The sequence below is a fragment of the Kitasatospora sp. NPDC018058 genome, from assembly GCF_044327205.1.
In the GTDB taxonomy this organism is placed as follows: Bacteria; Actinomycetota; Actinomycetes; order Streptomycetales; family Streptomycetaceae; genus Kitasatospora.
The window spans coordinates 1-2,170 of the sequence record NZ_JBIRFA010000132.1; the positions used below are offsets into that span (position 1 = coordinate 1).

The window sequence follows — 2,170 nt, forward strand, 5'->3', positions numbered from 1 at the left end:
TGAGAGGGCGGGATGTGAGCCTTTGTCCGGTTCGCCGTTGAGTCTGGATGAGGCGCAGTGATCAGTGGTTCGGGGCGTGGTCGATACCAGGTGCCGGGCGATGGGACTCAGCGGACGGGAGCCGGCTCGGACGACGGCCGCCACTCCCGCCTGATCAGCCCGTAGACCCACGAGTCAGAGGCCTCGCCGTTGACGACGCAGTCTTCCCGCAACGTCCCTTCACGCAGGAAGCCGAGCTTCTCCAGCACGCGGGCAGATGCCACGTTGCGCGTATCGATCTCAGCTTGGACGCGATTTAGGTCCAGCGTGTCGAATCCCCACCGCAGCAAGGCGCGCGCGGCCTCGGTCGCGTAGCCGTGGCCCCACGCTGCATCGTCGAAGCAGTAGCCCAGCGACGCGCTGCGGTAGTCCGGATTCCACCTATTTAGGCTGCACCAGCCGATGAACGCCCCGTCGGAGACACGATCAACGGCCAGCCGCGCCCCGGTGCCCTCGCGAGCCATCTGGCGGCAGGCCGTGATGAACTGCTCGGCGCGCACGCGTTCGCTCCACGGTGGCGCGTCCCAGTAGCGCAGCACGTAGGCGCTGCTGTGCAGCGCGAAGAGGTCGTTCGCATCCGCGTCTTCGAAGGCACGCAGTCGAAGGCGAGCGGTGTGCAACGAGGGGGTGGGCAGCGACATACTCATGTTCCCTCCCGTGATCGCTGGCCGATCAATCAGACATCCGATGCCGGTCACTCGCAATGGGTTTTCTCGGCGGGCTGGCAGAACGACGTGAGTGGGCCGGTGGTGGGATTGCCGGGCGGTTACGGTCGCGGCCTGGTGAACAGTCCCGGCTCGGTCTCATCGAGGATCCCGCGCCCGGTCAGGCGCTTCAGTTTGATGCGGACGTTGTTGATGTTGTTCGGCACGAGGTCCAGGTCCATCGCCTCGCACACGTTCCTCGCCCGTAGCGGAGCGTCGGCTTCGGCGAACACGGCCATGATCTGCTGGTAGGCGGGGCCGTCCGGCAGGGCCGGAGTCGGTGCGGCCGGTGCCGGGGGCACCGCGTCGGGCAGTTCCAGGAGCGTCTTGCGGGTGATCGCGATGTGCTCGGCGGCCTGGGCGAGTCCGTCCAGCAGCGCGGTCAGCTGCGCGATCTGCTCGTGAGCGGCCTCCGCTTCCACAGCGATCTGCCGCTCGCGGACCTCCAGACGGGCCAGCAGGGCACCGAGGGTCTGCTGCGGGTCGCCGCTCACGCGCCGCGCCAGGAAGGGGTGGAGGTGCCGGTCAGTCGGCGGGTCATCACATCGCTTATCGCCCAGTACACCCGGGACTCGGAACTGGCCGGGCGGTGCTCGTAGTCGCGGACCAGCCTGCGGTGCAGCATCAAGATCCCGTTGGTCTGCTCGACTCTCCAGCGGATCGGCTGCGGGACGAAGCCGTGGTCGGCCGGGTTGCGCTCGACGACCTCCACCGCGATGCCCAGGCCGGCGCCGTGGTCGACCACGGTCTTCTTGAACCCCTGGTCCACCAGCGCCTTCGTCACCGTGGAGGTCCCCGCGGCGACCTTGTCCAGCAACGCGGTACCGAAGGCGTTGTCGTGCACGGAAGCGGCCAGCACCACCACGGCGATCACCAGGCCCAGCACGTCAACGGCCAGCCCCCGCTTGCGACCCGGCACCTTCTTGGCCGCGTCCCGCCCGGTCGTGGCCGCGGGGACCCCCGCGGCGGCATGCAGACTCTGGGTGTCGAGCACCACCAGGCTCGGGTCGGCTAATCGTCCCCGACTCTCACGCACCTGCCAGCGCAGCAGGTCATGGATGACCTCGTCAGTGCCGTCGTCGCGCCATTTGTAGAAGTAGTACTTCACCGCGCCGGGCGGTGGCAGGTCGTGGGGCAGGTAGTCCCACTGGCAGCCGGTCCGGGACTGGTACAGGAGCGCGTTGACGATCTCCCGCATCTCGTAGTTGCCCTGGTGGCCGCTGACGGACGGGTGCTTCGCCTTCCATGCAGTGGTCACCGGCTCGATCAACGCCCAGCGTTCGTCGGATAAGTCGCTCTTGTAGGGCTTGCGGTCGCTCACCCCGTCACTCCAGCACGGCCAAGCCCGTCGACCGGCTGGGAGTCCCCACAGTCACACGATCAGGCGACACCGAACCGGACATCAGGTCACGTACCGCCCTCTGAGA

3 protein-coding genes are annotated in these 2,170 nt (G+C 67.8%); all 3 read right to left on the reverse strand.

Annotation, left to right across the window (positions count from 1 at the left end; translation table 11 throughout):
• Window positions 1–107 precede the first annotated feature (107 nt).
• The 3 genes from ACH4E7_RS45505 to ACH4E7_RS45515 all read right to left on the reverse strand — a co-directional run bounded on the left by ACH4E7_RS45505 (window position 108) and on the right by ACH4E7_RS45515 (window position 2,064).
• A complete protein-coding gene (locus ACH4E7_RS45505) occupies window positions 108–680 on the reverse strand; it encodes a GNAT family N-acetyltransferase (protein WP_396255115.1) in 573 nt (190 codons plus the stop codon).
• Window positions 681–805: 125 nt separating this feature from the next.
• A complete protein-coding gene (locus tag ACH4E7_RS45510; protein WP_396255116.1) occupies window positions 806–1,237 on the reverse strand; it encodes a hypothetical protein in 432 nt (143 codons plus the stop codon).
• Window positions 1,234–2,064: an IS5 family transposase gene (locus ACH4E7_RS45515; RefSeq protein ID WP_396255117.1), complete on the reverse strand. Its 831-nt coding sequence runs from the start codon at window positions 2,062–2,064 to the stop codon at window positions 1,234–1,236. The genes ACH4E7_RS45510 and ACH4E7_RS45515 overlap by 4 nt, the downstream gene beginning before the upstream one ends.
• Between the last annotated feature and the right edge of the window lie 106 nt (window positions 2,065–2,170).

Bases quoted from the DNA above. Each gene is read 5' to 3' on its own strand.
- ACH4E7_RS45505 (WP_396255115.1), bottom strand. From the start codon at position 680: ATGTCGCTGCCCACCCCCTCGTTGCACACCGCTCGCCTTCGACTGCGT.